Genomic DNA, 17268 nt, shown 5'->3' with positions numbered 1-17268 from the left:
TTTTTATTTCAGTCGTACAGGAATACGAAAGAACATGAATGAATTATAGCCTAGCCATACAGGCAGTGAAGGACTTGATTATGCAGATTCCAACTTCCCGCCTAGTGCTGATATGGGCACTAGTCACGAGTTGTATTTTGATATGGCAAGCGGCCAATATTCTCAATGCGGTGCGCTGGTGGTAGGCAGCCGTCCAGGGTCGTATTCCGATTTTTTGCTGAAAAATCATTTACTACAAAGGGGTGATATGAAATTACCGTCGAACCATATACCTCAACAGTCCGTCAATAGCCGCTTCGATATGCGCGGTTTCGGAATAACTGAGGCTGCCATATTCAGGCTCTTGCATCACGCACTCCTTGCGTGCCTGCTGATATTTGGCACGGGCAGCGTTGTAGCCTTTCCGGTACTGCTTGCTCATAATGCAACCCAGCAAATCGAGCTTATCGGCATCAGGGCGACTGTGTCCGACCTTGATGCTGCGACGCTCAGCCAGCAGCCCGGCACGCAGTGGGTCGGCGACATTGTTGAATTCAGTCCTTCTGGCCAACATCAATCCGCGCCAGTAATTGAGTTGCGACCCGAGCAGGGCACCGAGAACAAGGAAAGCCAAGGACAAAAGCCATGGGTGCGCGATGGCAAGCAGATCGATTTTTTCGAGCATTACAAATCCTTGTGGACTTTGGCGGGCTATTTTTTTGTAGGCTTGATTGCAACTTTAATCATTGGATTCCTGCAACATGCATGGCGCTACGGGCTGAACAACGCATGGCGCGATCTTGTATTTAGTTGGCCGATACCTTACTGGATGCGCTTCGTACCCAAGGATGAGCAGTAGTCACTAAATACTCCCGCGCATAGAAGGGGTCTTGGGCCTCGTCAGGATCGCTCGTTTCTGCGTCATGATTTGCATGATGCAGATACCGGTTTCTTCTATTTTTGTATTAGCCATAAGGTGCTTTCATGATTAAAAATATTACTTCGGATGACTTCACTCCAAAAAATTTAGAGTGCGCGGCAGCAATGATTAAAAACTACGCCATCGAGCATAACTTAACACCTGAAAATGTAGTTTCGATGTTCGATATCGGCATCTTTGCATTTGAGAAGGCCGGAAAGTTTCCGCTTGCTGGAACCGGCATGACGGTAGTTGGGTAGAGTTGCAGCGCAAGATTTACGTATTTTTTGGATTGATGGTGTATGGTTTCCAAATGACAACAAAGGGGAATCATCTTGCGCAGACCATTTTTATTGATTGCAGTAGTAGCTGCCATATTCATTTCTGGATGTGGAAAATCAGATGCGCAAAAGGAAAATGAACTTAACGCAAATCTGAAAATGCTTGGCGAGCGCTACGTTAAAGCAAAGCTGAAAGACCCGGATTCGGCAGAATTTAGGAATCAATTTATTGGAAAAGCTGGCGCGCCATGCGGCGAAGTAAATTCAAAAAATAGCTTCGGTGGATTCGTTGGATTTCAGCGGTATATCTCAGTTGGAACTGAACTTACAGTTTTAAAAGCAGATATGCCAGCGGGTGATTTCGACACTACATGGACAAAAATGTGTAGGTAGTTTTCGCAGTAGGAAATAGAAATTTCAAAAAATATAGCCACCTTTGGGTGGTTTTTTATTGGGGGTTGCATGATCGTTGGAGACCTTGAGATCCGCCTTCGCGGTGACATCGCCCGATTGCAAAGGGACATGGATGGCGCTCGTCGTGTAGTTAACAATACTACGGCAGGTATTAGTCGCGCAGCCGATGTCGCCAAAGTCGCATTGGCTTCAATTGGCCTTGGCGCTGGCCTGTCGCAAATAATAAAAATGTCGGACGAGTATGCAAAATTCACCGCGCAGTTAAAACTGGCGACCCTTTCGACTCGCGAGTACAACATTGCACTGGCTGATGTAAAGCGGATCGCTACTACTGCACAAGTCGATCTTGGCGCAACTGGCGTCCTCTATGCGCGGATCGCAAACGGTACGAGGGAACTCGGTGTGTCGCAGACGCAGGTTGCCGACATTACCGAAACAGTAAATCTTGCTCTCAAAGTATCCGGGGCGACGGCGGCAGAGGCGGGGTCGGCAATGCTTCAACTGTCGCAATCATTCGCATCCGGCACATTGCGCGGCGAGGAATTTAACGCGGTCAATGAAGCGGCTCCGCGTCTGATGCTGGCGCTTGCGGATGGGATCGGGGTTCCGGTCGGCGCACTGAAGCAAATGGCGACCGATGGCCTCATTACGTCAAAAATTATGGCTGATGTTTTGCCGAAAGCGCTTGAAAAGCTACGCGAGGAAGGCAAGCAAGTGCAGACAGTAAGCGGCGCTTTCACTGTGCTGAAAAACAATGTGATGGAATTCACTGCAGTACAGGCGCAATCCAATGGCACGGTTTCATTGCTGATCGGCGGGATTGATTTGCTTGCGAAAAATCTCACTTTGCTAATGGGGGTGGTCAGCACACTGACCGCGGCAAAGATCGCGGTATTTTTGGAAGGATGGATAGCGTCAACTTACAGATTAAGCGCGGCTAATGCCGTCCTTGCAGCATCATCATTGCAAGCAGCGGTTACCTCGACCGAGGCGGCGGCTGTGATCGCAGCCGCAAAGCTGGCCGAGACCCGCGCAAATACCGGAGCAATGGCTAGCTCGCTGACATTAGCAACCGCTCGCGTCAATGAATTGCGCTCGGCTGTTCTGGCGGCAGAGGGTGCGGCGGCACTGGCTATCGTGACCAACGGATTGATTCCGGCTCAAGCGCGGGCGGCGGCGGCAGCAGAATTACACGCTATTGCGCTATCGGCTCAAGCGGTGGCATCAACTACGGCAACGCGCACGGCTGTTGCGGCAACTGCGGCACTAGATGCCCAGGCGGTAGCGGCGACATTTGCGGCGCGTGCAATGGGCATTCTAAGCGGCGTAATGGCGTTCTTTGGTGGTCCAATCGGCTTAATTATTACCCTGCTTGGTGCGGCAGCTACTGCATGGCTGGTATTCGGCAATAAGGCAAAAGAGGGCAACGATATGGCCTTGAAATCGACCGATGCCAGCACCGATGAAATCCTCGCAAGCCTTGATAAGCAAATCGAAAAACTGAAAGACCGGAATAACCTTGCTCGCCTTGGAATTCCTGAAAGCAAGTCAAATAGCCCGGCAGTAGACCGTCTGGCAAAGGTGGTTTCGGACATCGACAAAGCGAATTCAGGCACCGGGGAATATGCCGGAATGAGCATGGTCTCACGGCAGGCAATCCTCGCTAGTCTCGGCAAGCAGTACGGCGCACTGACGGAAAAGATCGGTATCTTCAATACCGAGACAGCCAAGGATGCACAAAACAAAAGCAACAAAAATTATGGCGAGTGGATGGTTAGCTATTCCACAAAATCAGAAAAAATGACGGCTGAATTGAAGAAAGCCCAAAAGGAACTTGGCGCAGCATTTACGCCCGAATTAGAAGCCCGAATCAGAAAGCAGTTCGAGGAAAAAGCACCAAAGTCGCAGGAAAAGCAGATCGGCAAGGGCCAGTTATCGTATGACGTCGAGGAAATCAAGCGCTCATCGGCTGCCGCCATTTCTGTCTACACCAGCGCGGAACAAATCATGGAAGCAGTGCGTGGCGCTGGCCTGATTAGCGAAGAGGATTATTACACCTCGAAACTAGGGTTCATCAATCTGACAGCAAGTGCTCAGGAAAAAGCATTGCAGGATGAAATTGCACGACTTCAGCAAGAGACATTGATCGGTAAGGACAGAATCGACAACGACCGCAAGATCATGATTGCCGGGGCCGAACTCGACAAGGCGCGAGCTGATGCTGTGGTTGCAAGAACGATCAATAGCATTCAGGAAGCCGCTGCAATCAAGCGCATCGAGCAGTCCTATATTGATGCGCAAGTCGCTGCTAAAACGTACCTCGACACGGTTGCATTGCAAAATGCGCGTGAAATATCAGGCATTGGCAAGGGTACGCAATTCCGAGATACGCAGTCCGGTATCAGCCGGATCGAGGACAAGCAGACGACCGCACGGCAGGGTCTTGAGGGTGATCTGGCGCGCAATCAGATAACGCGCGCGCAATACGACGCTGGCCTTGCAATCGCTAACGATACCTATGCCAAAGAAGTGGCTGCATACGGGAAAAAAACGGATGATATAAAAGCCATGCAAGCAGATTGGCTTAATGGTGCAACGGAAGCATTCGCCAACTACAAGACCAGTGCCGAGAACATGGCAGGGCAATCCGAGGCGGCGTTTTCCAATGCCTTCCAAGGCATGGAAGATGCACTGACGACGTTTATCTCAACCGGGAAACTGTCGTTTAGCGGACTGGTGAATTCAATCATTGCCGACATTGCGCGGATCGAGGCGAAGAGCCTGATTTCGAGTCTCATGGGCGGCAAGTCAGGTGGATCAAGTGGAATTTCCAGCCTGTTCGGATTGGTTGGAAGTTTATTCAGCCCAAGTACAACGGGAATTACCAATGCCGTAACCGGCAGTCTTGTAAGCAACGGCCTTGGTGCTGGTCGCGCTGTTGGTGGCTCCGTGTCTGCTGGCTCGCTTCATCCTGTCAATGAACTAGGCCCGGAATTGCTCAGTGTTGCTGGTAAAGATTATTTGATGATGGGCAGTCAGGGCGGCACGGTCACACCGAACAATCAACTGTCTGGCGGCAGCGTGTCGGTCAACTACTCGCCAACCATCAACATTGATTCCCGGTCGGATCGCGCCCAGGTTGCCGCCGAGGTTAACCGTGCTGTCAAACAAGGCAATGCCGAGCTGGTCGATACATTACAGAGAGCGGGGCGTCTATGAGCGTGATTCAGTGGCCGAATCTTGATGCGGCAACATTCCGCTGGCAGAAAGTGAATCAGGCCATCGTCAGCCGTGGCGCTTTCGGTGGATCGCAATCTACTGAAGGCGCTTCGCCATTGTGGGAGGTCGATCTGACTGGCGTACCCCAGTATTACTCGGCGGCGAACAGGACTGTGGCCTTCCTTGAATCGCTGAACGGATTTGCGAATCAGATTGCGCTTTGGAATCTTGCGCAGCCGGTTCCGCTTGGCACGATGCGCGGGGCGATGACGACGAATGCCTCTTCATTATCGGGAGCGATAACGCTGCAAATTACGACGTCCGACCAGTATCTGAAAACATTGCTTGCTGGTGATTTAATCGGCATCGGTTCGGGCCTTGGTCAGCAAGTTGTGCGGGTCATGGCTGACGCGCTATCGAATGCGTCGGGCATCATCAATGTGACGATTGGCACGCCGCTGCGGTATGCCTATCCAGCCGGTACAGAGGTTCGATGGAATCAACCTAAAGCGCTATTCCGGCAAAAGGAGTTAAACACCGGCATCGAATACCAGGCGGTCATCGGCCAGCCGTGGACGCTCTCACTAATCGAGGATTTTAGACCGTGACAATTTCAAACACTCAACAATCCGCTCTTGAATCCAGTGCCGTCCGAGTCGCTTATTTTGTCGAAATGTATTTCACCAGCGGCATTCAACGCATCTCAACATTCAACCAGCCGGTCACCTGGGGCGGGAATGAGTGGCTGGGACTCGGTACCATTGTCGGGATCGGCTCGGTCGGCGAATCTGACGGTCTAGAAGCGACGGCGCTTAATTTCTCAATCAATGCTGCGCAGCCTTCATGGATTGCAATCGCAGCGGGTCCGACCGAGGAATATCGGGGCAACTCCATCCGCATGTTTATGTGCCCGCTTGATGAGGGATTCCAGTTAATCGGCACGCCTGAAATTTGCTGGCGCGGGCTGATGGACATGATTTCAATCGGCGTAGACGGCGACAGCGGATCAATCTCGTTGAAGTGTGAAACGTCTGCATATGGATTGAAGCGCCGGCCAACGCTACGCCTCAACGCCGCACAACATAAAACAAAGTATCCAAGCGATACCGGGTTCGATTACCTGACCGACCTGATTGCAAATCCGCAGTCTTGGTTGAGTAAAAAGTTTCAGCAAGTTTAGATGACACTCCCCGAATACATTGCCGCAAACCTCGAAAGACCGTTCGCGTGGGGTAGTCACGACTGCGTTTTATTCGCCATCGGATGGGTCAATCTAGCGACTGCGGTCGACCATTTGGACGAGTTCGACAAGTGGACAACCGAGCGGCAAGCGATACGCACTGTCAAAGCTGTGGGCGGCCTGCAGCGGGCATATGACGAACGATTCAAGGCGGTACATCCAAACCTTGCGCAGGATGGCGCTATCGGCTTGTATCAACGCACGACCGGCATTTTCAGCGGGGCACATCTCATCTGCCCCGGCATCCAAAAATTAGAATTCATTGATCGGTCCCTATGTTTGCTCGCCTGGCATTACTGATTTTCATTCTCACCCCGATAGCGGCGCATGCCGATCCGGTGTCGTTTTTAGTGGCTGTTGGATCGGCGCTTGGCGCATCTGCTGCAACCGCGTTCGCTGTCGGCTTGGCCGTGTCTCAGATCGCGCTGACAGTCGGCATGGCTGTCTATGGAGCGGCACAGCAGCGCAGGGCAGCGAGAGCGCAGCGCGATGCGTACAACGCCAATCTTCAGGATCGCACCGTTACCAAAGTCGCTGCCGAAGCACCGCACGTTTTCGTGCTTGGTCGCGCCCGCGTCGGGTCCGCTATCGTCGCCATTTTCACAAGCGGTGACAAGGACCAGTTCAAACACCTCGTTTGCGTTCATGCCGCACACGAATGCGATGGCATCGAGGAAGTCTATATCGCTGGCAAGGCGCTCGGCACGCTTGATGCGGGTGGCAATGTCACGCACGGCGACTATTTCAGCGGCACGACCGAAACTACCAGCCAGCAGACTAGAGGCGGCTCTATATTCTTGCCAAGCAATGCAATCGCCAGTTCGATTGTGGTGGTTATGGATGGCAACGACAGCGGCAATGGTTCATTTATCGAATTCACTAAATCAGGCAATACAATTTCGTTCTCAAATCCAAGCGGCGCGAATGTAATCGCCAGTTATCAATACACCGACGGCGTGTCGCGGGTCAAAGTAAGCAAGCATTTGGGCGGCGCTGGTGATGCGGCTGATGCTGGATTGATGGCGGCGGTCCCGGACAAATGGACCTCCACCAGCGTGCTGCGCGGCTACTGCTACACCGTCATCACGCTCGATCTGAATCATCCTGAATTTCAGGGCGGCATTCAAAGTGTCGAAGTCCTTTTGCGTGGCAAAAAACTGTATGACGTCCGCACCGATACGATGACATGGAGCCAGAACCCAGCACTGGCGATTTACTGGTATCTGACGTCTGAAATGTGCGGCGTATCGCAGGGTGATATTCCTGTCGCGCAGGTCATTGCAGCGGCAAACGTCTGTGATGAGTCGCTGACCATCGGTGAGCGCTACACGATGAACGGCACGATTACATCGGATCAAACACAATCCGGCGTGCTGGAAAAGATGGCGCAGGCAATGGCTGGCGGGATCGTCGCCACCACATGGGACATGTTCGCCGGTAAATACATTGCGCCGGTTCTCGCGCTCGATCAGTCCGATATCATCGGGTCGATTGCGGTTACTCCAGGCGCATCCGATGCTGATCTGTTCAACGGCGTGCGTGGTCAGTATGTCGGTGCAGATAATAGTTACGTGGCCACCGACTTCGGGCCGTATCAAAATCCAGCGTATGTGATTGCCGATGGCCGTGAGTTGTGGACGAATATCGACTTTCCATTCACCAACTACAAGCAGAGGCTGCATAATCTCGCCCGAATTTTTACCGAGGATCAGCGCAATGGTTATACGGTAAAAGCGCAGTTCTCGATGAAGGCATGGGCGGTCAAGATCGGCCAGCGCGTGACGCTCACGAGTCCATTCTTTGGATGGAATGCCAAGGTATTCCGCGTCACTGACAAATCCTATTCGCCCGGCTCACCGGTCGATCTGACGCTCAAGGAAGATGCCGCGAGCATCTGGGACGAGGCGGACGCAACCGAGCCAGACAGCACGCCGAATACTGACCTACAGAACCCGTTTGCAATCCTCCCGCTTGAATCCATTTATACGACGTCAGGCAGCGCATCACTGCTTCGGATGGGTGACGGAACAATCGTTTCGCGCATCCTCCTGCAGTGGCCTGCCGCACGCACGCAAGCGGTGTTCACGAGCGGCGTGATTGAGTTTGAGTGGCAGCAAATCGGCACCATTGCATGGGAGCGTGACACTGTGTCGGGCAGTTCGCTACAAGCCTATATTTCAACGGTACGCGATGGCACGATCTACATTATCCGGGCACGATGCCGTAATCCGTATTTCAATACCGTGTCGAATTGGGTCTACAGCATTCACAAGGTGGTCGGCAAAACTCAGCGTCCACCGAATGTCTCGCTGTTCGCAGTCTCGGTGCTGGCAGACGGAACACGGCGATTCACATTCGGAACTACTGACCAGCCGGTCGATGTTCTATCGGGCGGTAGCTTCCGCATCAAATATCGCATGAGTGGATCAGGCACGGTATGGGCCTCGATGACCGCATTAAATAGCGGATCAATTACAGGCTCACCCTTCGACACCAATTCGCCACCGGCTGGCACCTATGATTTCGCCATTGTCGCGGTCGATACGTCGCAGCTTGAGAGTGCCACGCCTGCATTTGTGGCGAATGCCGTGCTTGGCAACGAGCCGGTCCGGTACGGCGCTGCCACCAACCTGCTGACGAATTCGGATTTCGTTATCTCCACCGGTACCAACGACGGTATCGGTGCTTTGTACGGTTGGTACGCCACAGCAGGGGGAAACTGGGGTCGTAAATATGGTTCATACAACTCCGGCATCGGTGGAGCTTGGGTTGCCACTGGCACCGAGTCATCTTTTCCAATAGAGGCTCAAATGTGGCAGGGCTATATTCCTGCATCCGCAGGGGCTAGCTATGAGCTATCTGCGTTTTTTGGTGCCAGCAGATGCCAGGTTCTAATCACGCTCATTTTTATGAATTCGGCTCGCGGGGCAATCGGTGACATCACAGATATTTATGACGGTCGAACAATAGGAACGCCAACTCCACCGAACATGCCTCAGCTATGGTGCAAGGGGGTGGCTCCCGCTGGCACCGCCTATATTTATGTTCTTCTGCGGAAAACGCCGACAGTCGCCGGTCAGTCGCAGTCGTTTGCATGGTGGAACCGGATAATGCTTTGCGATAGCAGTGCATTCCCTTTGGCATCTCGGCAATCTCCGACACCATGGATCGACTCCGGACTGGATCGGATGCACGGCGGTGGAATAGAACCGTTGACGGTCGGGACACCTCAGATTGCGAACTACGCTGCCACGGATGTTCTGTCCACTGGAGTGGCAAATTTTGCTGTGACATATGGGAATGCCGCAGAACAGACATTCGCATCACTTACATACACGGCGAAAGTTTCCGGCCCGGCATTACTGTCGATTACCGGAGGTCTTACCAACACGTATCGCTCGGTAAGTGGCGGTGGAGGCCCGTATTATTTTTACGGTAACAGCATACGACTCGCCCAGTCAGTAACCGGAATTTCTTCTCCGTCAATCGCCTTTAATGACAACTCGGCAACAGCGAATAATGCGCAGATTTTGCCGATTTCAGCTGAGTACGTATTCGACTTGGTGGCGGGGACAACCTATACATTTTCGGCGCTGATTTATAACCGGACGAATTACAACGACACGTTGATTAATTCTGCAACGCTACGCATGGAGGCAATCAAAAAATGAGCACATGGAGCAAATATAGCCTCGCCGATGGCATGTTCACTGGCGTAACGGTGACGTGCAGCGGTGATTACCTGGACATGAATATAGAGCCAGAGTGCAGCTGCATACTCGGCGAATACGACGCGCTCTCGCAGCGGATTGACCTGGTCACCGGTCTCGTCATCGACTACCAGCCGGAGCAGCCATCGCCGGATCACGCGTGGGACGCCGACACAAAACGGTGGCTCTACGTGCCAACACTGGCCGACCACAAGGCCTCAAAACTGGCGCTGATCAATTCGCAATGCACATCGACGCTCGGACAGATCACCGCGAGCTATCCTGCTGATGAGATGCAATCGTGGAGCAAGCAGGAGCAAGAGGCTCGGGCGGGTGGCGGGCCGCTGATCGAGGCGTTGTCGGCGGCGCGTGGTGTGACACTCGCGGATCTAATCGGCAGGATCATCGCCAAGGCCGACGCATTCGCGGTGGCATCCGGACAGACTATCGGCAACCGGCAGCGGTGCGAGGATGAGATCAAAGCGGCGCAGACCACCGAGGAAGTAGAGGCGATCACATGGACCGCTTAATCCTGCTTGCGCTATTCGTCGCCTGCCAGTTCGCGCACCTGGTTGCATCGGCCTGGGCGCTGGTGGCGATCGTTACCGGTAGCCCGCGCGCGCTGCGGATCATCATTGCTTACGACCGTGTCGGTAATGCCGCGACCGGTGGACTGGATACCGAGACCATCAGCAGCCGGGCAAATCGCGGCACGATCGAAGGCAGGCGAGGGTGGTGCATCCTTTGCCGATTACTCGACCGGCTTGATCCGGACCACTGTAAAAAATCAGCAGGATATTGACTAACCAACCAGCCACGCGCTGGTTTTTTTACGCCCAGAGGAAACACATGGCAATCGAAACAACCGCCGCCGGCGGCGCACTTATCAAGATTTTCGGGCTACCGGTCATGGCCGGCGCAATCGCAACCTCACTCGGATTTATGTTCATGTGGCCACATACCAAAAAGGAGGCGTTCATCCGCTTCACCTGCACGATTTTTTCATCCGCGATCTTCGGGCCGGTGCTGGTGGTCGCAGTGCGCAGCTGGTGGCCGGACTTGTTCGAGTCGGCGAAGTACGTCGCTGAGCTTTACGGCAGCGAGCCAGCGCTGGGATTCCTGTTCATTGCCGGTCCGCTGATGGTCATGGCCGGCTTGCCAGCATGGTGGCTGCTCGGCGGCATTGTGCGCTGGCTCGATGCGCGGCGCGACAAAGACATCGGCCAGATCGCTGAGGATGCCGCAGCTGTCGTGCGCAACGTGCGGGGTGGGCTATGACTCCGAACCAGTCTGCTTTCTTGGACATGCTGGCCGTCTCCGAAGGCACGTCGACCAGTTCGGCAACCAAGGATCATGGCTATGACGTCATCGTGACCGGCATCGATGGCCGGCCCGAGATATTCACCGATTTCAGGGCGCACCCGTTCGCCGCCGGCCGCAAGTCGAAGGTCATCAACAGCAAGGGCCTGACGTCGAACGCCAGCGGCCGGTACCAGTTCATGTTGCGCGATTGGGTGCATTACCGGGATCTGCTGGCGCTGCCAGACTTCGGCCCATCATCGCAGGACAAGTGGGCGCTGCAACTGATCAAAGAGCGCCGGGCGCTGCCGGACATCGATGCGGGGAATTTTGGCGCGGCGGTGGCCAAGTGCGCGAACCTTTGGGCATCGCTGCCTGGTGCTGGTTACGGGCAGTTCGAAAACTCGCTGCGCAAATTGCAGGTGGCGTATCTCTCTGCCGGTGGGTCGCTGGCATGAACACGCGACTGATTGCCATTGTTGGCGCCGCGCTGTTTGCCCTTGGCCTGTTCCTGCTCGGCTGGCACCTGGGGGCTAAGAACATCCAGGCTGACTGGTCGGCTGCGAAAGTGGCCCAGGCTACCGCCGATGCCGACGCTAACCGAGAAAACCGTGTCATCGAATCCCGCCGTCAATCCAACATCATCGAGGCCCAGAATGCTGCAACGCTCCGCAACAAAACTTTGCAGGTTGCTGCTGCCAGTGCTGGCGCTGTCGCTGTCAGCTTGCGCGACGAAATTGCCACCCTCCGGCGTAGTCTGCCCGGCCTTGCCGACGATGCCGTCCGTCAGCGAGCCGATGCCGTCGCAAGCGTACTCGCTGACTGCTCAAGAGAATATGCAGGCATGGCGGCAACAGCTGATCGACATGCCAGCGACGTCAAAACCTTGATTGATGCATGGCCGAAATGATCGAATTTACTCTGGTAAAAATCTGCCACTCGCCCCGCAAAACAGGCATTTTTCGCATGTTGCGCACAAGCAAACCCTAGCATCCATGCGGGTTGCGGGGTGGTGCCTACCCTGCGCACGATACTCGAAATCCAGTGTTGGTTTAGGCCAACCGTGAGTTCGAATCCGACCCTCTCCGCCAATATTCGCAATAGAATCAAGAACTTACACGATGCTGTTGCATAAAAGAAGCCCCGAATTCGGGGCTATTTTTTTGACTTGTGGGGCGAAATGTGCGGAATTTTGGTTCGTTTTGCTTCGCTGGCGTGTCTGAATTCGGTGAGCGCCGCCTTACTTTATTTTGTTGATGCCAGCGATTAGTTACCTGAAATCATGATGAGGTCAGGTAGAAATCTTTACGGTAAATAGTATTGGTTTGGGCGAAGAAGCTAAAAACTGGATCTAACGAGTCCTTTGACAACATTTTTGCGGATTCCGGCATGAAGCCCGTTAACGGTAGTTGTCAACGTAGTTGTCGCGTCACTTCAAGCAGCAAGTTTCAATAATGCAGGATCAGCTCGTTCAGGATTGAGCCAAACCTCGTTCTTCAAGTGCCAGTTCCGTGTCGCGCCTGACCAGCGCTCGGGGCAGCGTTGCTTGGCTGTTTCATAGACCTGCTCACGCCGCCGCAGGATTGCGTCGGCCTGTCCGGCATGGCGCTGCGCCGGCGTCACGAATTTCAGCCCGCTGTGCTTGTGCTGATGGTTGTACCGCTGCACGAACTGCTGCACCCATTGCCGAGCCTGGTCGACGGTTTCGAACGGCCGGCGCGGGTAATTCGGTCGATATTTGCAAGTGCGGAACAACGACTCGGCATACGGGTTGTCGTTACTAACGCGCGGCCTGCTAAACGACGGCATGATCCCCAGCTTTTCCAGCGTGGCCAGCATCGTTGCGCCCTTCATCGCGCTGCCATTGTCCGAATGCAGGACGACCTTGCGCCCCGCCAAACCTTCAGCCAGGCTCGCCTTGCGCATCAACAGGGCGGCCAGATCTGCCGACTCAGCAATGTGCACTTCATGGCCGACAATTTTTCGGCTGTACACGTCGAGCACCATGTACCAGTAAAAATACAGACCTTTCACGGCCGTCGGCAACCACGTAATGTCCCACGACCACAATCGATTCAGTTCGGTCGCACAATGGCTGGTGACCACCCGCGTGCTCGGTCTTTTCGCCCGGCCCCGGTGATGCTGTTGCGCTGCCGCTTTCATCACCCGGTACATCGTCGATTCCGACGCAACATAGTCGCCACGGTCGACCAGCGTCGGCACGATCTGGCTCGGCGGTTGACTGGCAAATTCCGCACTGTTGACCAAGGCAAGAATGTGCGCTCGCTCGGCCTCGCTCAACTTGTTGGCGGGTGCCGCACGGGGTGCACCACGGCGCCCGTCCGCCATGCCATTGCCGTCTTCACGCGTCCAGCGCTGATACGTGCGCAGGCTGATCTCCAGTTCGGCACAGGCCGGGGCCAGACGACAACCGTTGCTCGCCGCTTCTTCAATCAAGCCCTTCACCAGCTGGCGATCCGGGGTGCCGGTCAGTCGTCCTCGGCATCCCCCCAGATCGCCTGGGCTTTTTTTCTGAGAATGATCAGCGCAGCTGCCTCCGCCAATGCCTTGTCCTTACGCAGTAACTCCTTCTCGAGCTGTTTGATCCGTTTGCGGTCCGTCTTGCCTTGCTCGCGCTGCTCCTGCGTGCGTTCGGTAGCATGGGCATTGGCATCCTGGCACGTTTGCCGCCACGCTGTGATCTGTTCGACGAACAGTCCTTTGCGCCGGCAGTATTCGGCCAGGTCAGCTTCGTTCAAGCCGGCCGTCTCCAGCACGACACCGAACTTGTCCTTCGACGACCACTCCTCGGCATTCTTTCCATTTCCTGGCACTGGCAACCCCTGGGCTTTTAACGTTCGTCGCCAAGTATAAAGAGTCTGTTCCGAGATGCCATGTTCCCGCGCCAACGCCGATACCAGCTTGTTCGTCGGCGGCATCATCTGCCGTAGGATCGATTCCTTGCGTTCTGCTGAGTAATGCTTCACTGCCTGTCTTTGCTCCGCCCCCTCTGTGATGATGATTAATCAGATGACACGACAACTACCCTGACACAGGGGGGGGTGCAAAACCATTTAAGTAAGCAATGTGCTGCTTTTTTCTCGCTTCCTACATTGAATGAAAAGAAATGGCTACGTGCGGTTCTACTCAATCCTCACCTAACGGAGTCACACGTTAGTAATATGTTCAAGCAGATTGATACATTTTCCGAACAGTATTCAAATCTTAAGTAATACGACTAAATCAATGCAAAGTTAATTCTAGTTACAGAGGATTATTGTCCTTATAAAATCAATATTACTTTTATCACTTCGATGGAATGAGCTGAGAAGATTCGTGTGCTAGGACGATTGGATAGATTGTAGAGGATAAAAATAACACCGTTGCTCGACAACAGGAAGATTGATAGGTTTTAGGCTTTTTTGTGCTATCGCAAGATGTAATTTTGATTGAAGATTTACTATCTGTTGATCTTATGTCAAAAGCTTATTTTGCTGCTTTTGGTTGTCAAATAACATTTCACTGAAAGATATAATGGAACAGTTCATAGATATGCCCGAATGACTTATCCAGTTTATCGCCGAGCAAAAGATATTTTTTGTTGCTACCGCAACTGCTGATAGCAAAATTAACATGTCACCGAAAGGCATGGACTCCCTAAGAGTGATTGATAAGAACCGTATCGCCTGGCTCAATGTAAGTGGTAGCGGAAACGAAACTGCCGCGCATGTACAGATTAGCCCACGGATGACGCTCATGTTCTGTGCGTTCGAGGGTGACCCACTAATTTTAAGGCTGTACGGATCAGCCAAAGTAATCCACCAAACGGACCCCGAATGGGATTCGCTCTTTTTTCTTTTTGAACCAATTCCTGGTGTACGTCAGATATTCGATGTTTCTGTCGATTTCGTACAGACATCGTGTGGTTGGGCAGTGTCAATACTTTCTTATGTAGAGGAACGAACGATTCTGAGTGATTGGGCGAAGACAAAAAATTCCGATGATTGGAAAGCTTATTGGGCATTAAAAAACCAAAAGAGCATCGATGGAATAACAACAAACATTCTCGAAAAAAACTTCGGCTCAATCCGTTAAAAAAATCGGAACGTAATCAATTTTACGCTGAAGACGCTTTCACAAACGATTAACAAAGAAAACTAAATAGCTTTCACTTATTAAGCAAGACAGATAGTTTTATTAATCCTTTATTTTAATTAATCATTAATATTTCCGATTAAATATACTCATTTCCTTGTAGGAGCAGGCGTCATGAATACTATTCCATTAATACTTGGTATTGTTGGCACACTAGGCTTGGGCGCGATGAGCCCAGGCCCTAGTTTTCTGTTGGTGGCACGTACGGCAGTTAGCTCGTCAAGAATTGACGGTGTAGCAACCGCTCTCGGCATGGGAGTCGGTGGCGTCATATTTGCCGTTATTGCGCTACTCGGCTTGCACGTCTTATTAACAGCAATACCATGGTTATATGTAGTGATGAAAGTTGTTGGAGGTCTCTATCTGATGTATTTAGGTTACTGCATCTGGCGCGGTGCTAATAAGCCCTTGTCGATGTCAATACCCAGTGCTGTTTCCTTATCTCGAACGATCTTCCGTTCGTTCCGTATCGGTTTAGTGACGCAGTTGAGTAATCCGAAAACTGCGATTGTCTACGCGAGCGTCTTCACTGCATTCCTGCCTCCAGTTTTTCCACTAAGTTTGGCCTTAATACTGGTCGTACTTGTTTTTGCAGTCGAAGCTGGCTGGTACATCATCGTAGCGCTTGCATTGTCATCGAAAGGACCGCAGAATTTTTACCTGCGCTACAAGGCTTGGCTAGACCGGGCAGCAGGCGCAGTAATGGCGTTTTTGGGCGTTAAGTTGGCTTGGTTAGCGAGCAATTTATGAGCTTAGGTGAGCGAGATCAGCGTGTCTATGCAACTGTGTGCAGCATTCCATTGGGGCGGGTCGCTACCTATGGCCAGATTGCGACACTTTCCGGGATGCGAGGGATGGCTCGACAAGTTGGGTACGTCTTGTTCGATGTGCCGAGTAATAGCACGATACCTTGGCATCGCGTCATCAATGCGCGTGGTGAGATCAGCCAACGTAGTGAGTTCGGTGCAGAACTCGGACAGCGCCATCGTTTGGAGCTAGAAGGTGTCCAGTTTGATGAACGTGGTCGTGTTTGTCTCAATACTTTTGGATGGAATCCTGATGGTGATTGCGAGGAAAAAAAGCAGACTGATCTTTGGGAGTGAGGAAAGCCTCACTTGTGGACTCATTACCACGTTCATGTTAGCGACAACGTAGAGTGGGGAAATCTGCATAAAAAATTGACAATTGTGGATCCGGCCCCCCACCTCGTTTCAACATACCTCTAGGTTGGATGTAACTAAAAATCGTTCGCTTTGGCTTTTCGTGCCAGCAAATATTGAACGCAGCAAGCCTTGGGAAGAACTCCAGTTCACTGTAGGGCAGATGGTTATGTATCCAATATGCGAGCGACCGCCAGTCCAAATCCTCTGCGTAGCGGTCTGCAAACCACGGAATGACAATACAAGCACTTGCTTCCTTTAGTCCGTCGCTGTCTTTCTGATCCCAAATGTGGCGCCCGCGATTACGCTCACTTGAACCACATGAATGATGGTGTAAATTTCCTATGTCATTTACTGCAATTGACCGGCATGCAGAACGCACCGAAATCCGGCCAAAAGTAGCATTAAGAGGTTCGAGCAGTTCTGTACATAAGTGTGTCCCAACCTCTATTGCCAAATCAGGATCATTGGGAATGTTCCTCAGTCCGTAAAAATTTGCAATATCGCTATGCTGTCGCGCTATCTTGAAAAAATTGCCCAACTGGGCGGTTATCTCGCAGGGGCCAATGATTCACCGCCAGGGAATATTGTTATGTGGCGAGGCATGCGTCTGCTGGCAAATATGCAATTCGGTTTTAATCCTGCCTCAGAAAGATATGGGTAATTGAAAGCTTGATGAGGCGCTTACGCCTAATCAGCGTGATCGTCATCTTCAATGGATCAATACAGAGGACCGGTTAGCCTGGCAAAAAACCACGGGCTACGAACAGCCTGCCTTGGCCGAGACAACCATGGTCCGCTACAAATCTTGAATTGGCCCTTGGCTACGTTCACGAGGGTTCGCTGCGCAACAAACCGACGCTGCCATCGTCCATTCGTAGTCGAAAAGTGG

At 52.6% G+C, this 17268-nt stretch carries 17 protein-coding genes; 16 read left to right on the top strand and 1 reads right to left on the bottom strand.

What is annotated here, in order from left to right:
• Window positions 1-142 precede the first annotated feature (142 nt).
• The 13 genes from RHM62_RS13845 (at window position 143) to RHM62_RS13785 (ending at window position 11971) form a co-directional block, all read left to right on the top strand.
• Window positions 143-838 carry a hypothetical protein gene (locus tag RHM62_RS13845; protein WP_322122663.1) on the top strand — a complete coding sequence of 232 codons (696 nt, stop codon included), beginning with the start codon at window positions 143-145 and terminating at the stop codon, window positions 836-838.
• Between the two features lie 125 nt (window positions 839-963).
• Window positions 964-1158, top strand: coding sequence for a hypothetical protein (locus RHM62_RS13840; RefSeq protein ID WP_322122662.1), 195 nt, complete (start codon window positions 964-966; stop codon window positions 1156-1158).
• Window positions 1159-1233: 75 nt separating this feature from the next.
• Complete coding sequence (locus RHM62_RS13835; protein WP_322122661.1) at window positions 1234-1572, top strand: hypothetical protein; 339 nt, start codon at window positions 1234-1236, stop codon at window positions 1570-1572.
• 69 nt (window positions 1573-1641) lie between these two features.
• The gene (locus RHM62_RS13830) at window positions 1642-4812 is read left to right on the top strand and encodes a tape measure protein (protein ID WP_322122660.1); all 3171 of its coding nucleotides are present in this window, start codon (window positions 1642-1644) and stop codon (window positions 4810-4812) included.
• Window positions 4809-5420, top strand: coding sequence for a hypothetical protein (locus RHM62_RS13825; RefSeq protein ID WP_322122659.1), 612 nt, complete (start codon window positions 4809-4811; stop codon window positions 5418-5420). Before RHM62_RS13830 ends, RHM62_RS13825 begins: the two co-directional genes overlap by 4 nt.
• The gene (locus RHM62_RS13820) at window positions 5417-5992 is read left to right on the top strand and encodes a hypothetical protein (RefSeq protein WP_322122658.1); all 576 of its coding nucleotides are present in this window, start codon (window positions 5417-5419) and stop codon (window positions 5990-5992) included. The genes RHM62_RS13825 and RHM62_RS13820 overlap by 4 nt, the downstream gene beginning before the upstream one ends.
• Entirely contained in the window at window positions 5993-6352 is a 360-nt protein-coding gene (locus tag RHM62_RS13815) for a DUF6950 family protein (RefSeq protein ID WP_322122657.1), read from the top strand.
• A complete protein-coding gene (locus RHM62_RS13810; protein ID WP_322122656.1) occupies window positions 6328-9723 on the top strand; it encodes a hypothetical protein in 3396 nt (1131 codons plus the stop codon). Before RHM62_RS13815 ends, RHM62_RS13810 begins: the two co-directional genes overlap by 25 nt.
• The gene (locus tag RHM62_RS13805) at window positions 9720-10292 is read left to right on the top strand and encodes a hypothetical protein (protein WP_322122655.1); all 573 of its coding nucleotides are present in this window, start codon (window positions 9720-9722) and stop codon (window positions 10290-10292) included. Before RHM62_RS13810 ends, RHM62_RS13805 begins: the two co-directional genes overlap by 4 nt.
• On the top strand, window positions 10280-10564 hold the full coding sequence (locus tag RHM62_RS13800) for a hypothetical protein (RefSeq protein ID WP_322122654.1): 285 nt from the start codon (window positions 10280-10282) through the stop codon (window positions 10562-10564). Before RHM62_RS13805 ends, RHM62_RS13800 begins: the two co-directional genes overlap by 13 nt.
• Before the next feature lie 47 nt (window positions 10565-10611).
• Window positions 10612-11040 carry a hypothetical protein gene (locus RHM62_RS13795; protein WP_322122653.1) on the top strand — a complete coding sequence of 143 codons (429 nt, stop codon included), beginning with the start codon at window positions 10612-10614 and terminating at the stop codon, window positions 11038-11040.
• Window positions 11037-11519, top strand: a complete 483-nt coding sequence (locus RHM62_RS13790; RefSeq protein ID WP_322122652.1) for a glycoside hydrolase family 104 protein — start codon at window positions 11037-11039, stop codon at window positions 11517-11519. Before RHM62_RS13795 ends, RHM62_RS13790 begins: the two co-directional genes overlap by 4 nt.
• Entirely contained in the window at window positions 11516-11971 is a 456-nt protein-coding gene (locus RHM62_RS13785) for a hypothetical protein (RefSeq protein ID WP_322122651.1), read from the top strand. The genes RHM62_RS13790 and RHM62_RS13785 overlap by 4 nt, the downstream gene beginning before the upstream one ends.
• 524 nt (window positions 11972-12495) lie before the next feature.
• Here RHM62_RS13785 and RHM62_RS13780 read toward each other — a convergent pair.
• Window positions 12496-14048 (bottom strand): IS3 family transposase gene (locus tag RHM62_RS13780; protein WP_322122650.1). Its coding sequence is split into 2 segments (ribosomal slippage): window positions 12496-13586 and window positions 13586-14048, totalling 1554 coding nucleotides; the frame shifts between segments, so codons are not numbered across the junction.
• Window positions 14049-14628: 580 nt separating this feature from the next.
• Here RHM62_RS13780 and RHM62_RS13775 point away from each other — a divergent pair.
• The 3 genes from RHM62_RS13775 (at window position 14629) to RHM62_RS13765 (ending at window position 16319) form a co-directional block, all read left to right on the top strand.
• Window positions 14629-15156 carry a pyridoxamine 5'-phosphate oxidase family protein gene (locus RHM62_RS13775; RefSeq protein ID WP_322125414.1) on the top strand — a complete coding sequence of 176 codons (528 nt, stop codon included), beginning with the start codon at window positions 14629-14631 and terminating at the stop codon, window positions 15154-15156.
• Window positions 15157-15330: 174 nt separating this feature from the next.
• Entirely contained in the window at window positions 15331-15966 is a 636-nt protein-coding gene (locus RHM62_RS13770; protein WP_322122649.1) for a LysE family transporter, read from the top strand.
• Complete coding sequence (locus RHM62_RS13765; RefSeq protein WP_322122648.1) at window positions 15963-16319, top strand: MGMT family protein; 357 nt, start codon at window positions 15963-15965, stop codon at window positions 16317-16319. The genes RHM62_RS13770 and RHM62_RS13765 overlap by 4 nt, the downstream gene beginning before the upstream one ends.
• Window positions 16320-17268 lie beyond the last annotated feature (949 nt).

This window comes from Actimicrobium sp. CCC2.4, assembly GCF_034347385.1.
Lineage (GTDB): Bacteria > Pseudomonadota > Gammaproteobacteria > Burkholderiales > Burkholderiaceae_D > Actimicrobium.
The sequence above is the reverse complement of the archived record's forward strand: the minus strand, read 5'-3'. Positions and strand labels throughout refer to the sequence as shown.

What these genes read in the sequence shown, in the direction of transcription:
- RHM62_RS13845 (WP_322122663.1), top strand. Translation starts at nt 143, where the DNA reads ATGGCAAGCGGCCAATATTCTCAATGCGGTGCGCTGGTGGTAGGCAGC.
- RHM62_RS13840 (WP_322122662.1), top strand. Translation starts at nt 964, where the DNA reads ATGATTAAAAATATTACTTCGGATGACTTCACTCCAAAAAATTTAGAG.
- RHM62_RS13830 (WP_322122660.1), top strand. Translation starts at nt 1,642, where the DNA reads ATGATCGTTGGAGACCTTGAGATCCGCCTTCGCGGTGACATCGCCCGA.
- RHM62_RS13825 (WP_322122659.1), top strand. Translation starts at nt 4,809, where the DNA reads ATGAGCGTGATTCAGTGGCCGAATCTTGATGCGGCAACATTCCGCTGG.
- RHM62_RS13815 (WP_322122657.1), top strand. Translation starts at nt 5,993, where the DNA reads ATGACACTCCCCGAATACATTGCCGCAAACCTCGAAAGACCGTTCGCG.
- RHM62_RS13810 (WP_322122656.1), top strand. Translation starts at nt 6,328, where the DNA reads ATGTTTGCTCGCCTGGCATTACTGATTTTCATTCTCACCCCGATAGCG.
- RHM62_RS13805 (WP_322122655.1), top strand. Translation starts at nt 9,720, where the DNA reads ATGAGCACATGGAGCAAATATAGCCTCGCCGATGGCATGTTCACTGGC.
- RHM62_RS13800 (WP_322122654.1), top strand. Translation starts at nt 10,280, where the DNA reads ATGGACCGCTTAATCCTGCTTGCGCTATTCGTCGCCTGCCAGTTCGCG.
- RHM62_RS13795 (WP_322122653.1), top strand. Translation starts at nt 10,612, where the DNA reads ATGGCAATCGAAACAACCGCCGCCGGCGGCGCACTTATCAAGATTTTC.
- RHM62_RS13790 (WP_322122652.1), top strand. Translation starts at nt 11,037, where the DNA reads ATGACTCCGAACCAGTCTGCTTTCTTGGACATGCTGGCCGTCTCCGAA.
- RHM62_RS13785 (WP_322122651.1), top strand. Translation starts at nt 11,516, where the DNA reads ATGAACACGCGACTGATTGCCATTGTTGGCGCCGCGCTGTTTGCCCTT.
- RHM62_RS13770 (WP_322122649.1), top strand. Translation starts at nt 15,331, where the DNA reads ATGAATACTATTCCATTAATACTTGGTATTGTTGGCACACTAGGCTTG.
- RHM62_RS13765 (WP_322122648.1), top strand. Translation starts at nt 15,963, where the DNA reads ATGAGCTTAGGTGAGCGAGATCAGCGTGTCTATGCAACTGTGTGCAGC.